Annotated in this window: 1 protein-coding gene; it reads left to right on the top strand. The window is 54.6% G+C overall.

What is annotated here, in order from left to right; translation table 11 throughout:
• Positions 1-113 precede the first annotated feature (113 nt).
• Positions 114-1,232 (top strand): IS481 family transposase, encoded by a 1,119-nt coding sequence (locus LK540_RS25190; protein WP_229440144.1) that lies wholly within the window; start codon positions 114-116, stop codon positions 1,230-1,232.
• Positions 1,233-1,261: the final 29 nt, after the last annotated feature.

The following is a 1,261-nucleotide window of genomic DNA, read 5'->3' as shown; positions in this document are numbered from 1 at the left end:
TGTTTGATACAGGGACATAGGTAACACATTGCTAGAGACATAGGTAACACCTTTTATGATCGTTGCAAGCCAACAATTTGGAGCTTGCGATGCCTTGGAAGGAGAGTTCCCTGATGTCTTCCCGTCTTGAGTTTGTGATGTTGGCGCGCGCACCTGGTGCCAATATTCGAGCGCTTTGCCGAGCCCATGGAGTCAGTCCAAAGACCGCCTACAAGCTCTTGAAGCGTTTCGAAGAGTCTGGAATCGATGGCCTGCAAGACCAGTCTCGGCGTCCGCTTACATCACCCAAGCGCTCGTCGTTCGAACTGGAATTGCAAGTGCTCGCTTTGCACGTGGACTATCCCTGCTGGGGTCCTGCGAAATTACGAGCACTGCTGCCGGAAGAGTTACGACCACACCACAACACGGTGGCAGCGATTTTGCGGCGGCATGGGTGCCAGATTGAAGGCACAATTGACCGTAGCCTGCTGGCGCCTTTGCGCTTCGAGCATGAGGCTCCAAACCTGCTTTGGCAGATGGATTTTAAAGGGCACTTCGCTCTGACTGATGCCAGTGCCGGCCGATGCCATCCGTTCACGGTTATCGACGATCACTCGCGATTTTCATTGTGCCTGCAAGCGTGTTCGAGCGAGACATACGAGAACGTGAAAGCGGCACTAACGCAGGTGTTTCGCCGTTACGGGCTACCACAACGCATCACGTGTGATAACGGCGGACCATGGCGCATTGCTGGTAAAGAGGGTATATCCCGCTTGGAGGCATGGCTGATTCGTTTGGGTGTACGGGTCAGCCACAGCACTCCCTATCACCCACAAACCCAAGGCAAGGATGAGCGATTTCACCGAACCTTGAAGACTGAACTGCTCAACCGTACTGGTTTCAACTCGCACGCAGATTGCCAGGTCGCTTTCGATCACTGGCGCGATCAGTACAACCTGGTGCGGCCTCATGCTGCGCTCGGCCAGAAACCGCCCAGCAGCCGCTATACCGCCAGCGCACGCCAATTCCCTGAACAGCTACCGGACATCGAATACGACGAGGGTGACAGCGTCATCAAGGTACGCAAGAGCGGCCAGATCCAGTTTAAACGTCGATCCTTCTGGATCGGCGAGGGTCTTGCAGGTCAGCCTATCGCTGTGCGTCCATCAAATATCGACGGCGTCTACAACGTCTTCTACTGCAACTGGGAAGTAAAGAATATCGATCTACGAATCGACGGCGAGAGCAGCTAGAATAGCCCGGCACATGTGTTACCCATGTC

Source organism: Massilia sp. IC2-278 (assembly GCF_020708045.1).
Classification (GTDB): domain Bacteria; phylum Pseudomonadota; class Gammaproteobacteria; order Burkholderiales; family Burkholderiaceae_D; genus Telluria.
The sequence above is the reverse complement of the archived record's forward strand: the minus strand, read 5'-3'. Positions and strand labels throughout refer to the sequence as shown.

Excerpts from the sequence above, each read along its gene's own strand:
- LK540_RS25190 (WP_229440144.1), top strand. The coding sequence starts at position 114 with ATGTCTTCCCGTCTTGAGTTTGTGATGTTGGCGCGCGCACCTGGTGCC.